Raw genomic sequence first — 528 nt, forward strand, 5'->3', positions numbered from 1 at the left:
TGGGAATTCGCTACGATTTTCTGTGAGTTCGTTACGATTTTGAAGTCATTCGTTACGACTTTTTCGCGGCTCGTTACGAGTTTGGGAATTCTCCTCTCTTGGGTTCGACTTTGATCGTGTTCGGTTCAACTTTCCGATGGTTCGGTTCAACTTTGGGTCTTCGGTTCGACTTCTCCCCTCTTGGGTTCGACTTTGATCGTGTTCGGTTCAACTTTTCACTCGTTAGGTTGAACTTCAATATTCGCGCGGTCAACTCCCTTCTCTTATAGGTTTACTGCGCTTCTTCCGTCCACTATGCAACAGTGTATTTCCTTGCTACTCTTCTCTAAGCAAAGAAATATTCAATTAAAAACTTTTTTTCACACAAAAACACGCATCTCTCGAAAATGAGAAATACGTGTTTTTCATTTGCCTGGCAGTGACCTACTCTCACAGGGGGACAGCCCCCAATTACCATCGGCACAGAAGAGCTTAACGACCGTGTTCGGGATGGGAACGGGTGTGACCTCTTCGCTATGACCGCCAGAC

At 45.6% G+C, this 528-nt stretch carries 1 rRNA gene; it reads right to left on the minus strand.

What is annotated here, in order from left to right:
- Positions 1-410: 410 nt before the first annotated feature.
- Positions 411-527, minus strand: a 5S ribosomal RNA gene (gene rrf, locus BM003_RS17070).
- Position 528: the final 1 nt, after the last annotated feature.

The sequence above is a fragment of the Sporolactobacillus nakayamae genome (genome assembly GCF_900113325.1).
Classification (GTDB): Bacteria; Bacillota; Bacilli; order Bacillales; family Sporolactobacillaceae; genus Sporolactobacillus; species Sporolactobacillus nakayamae.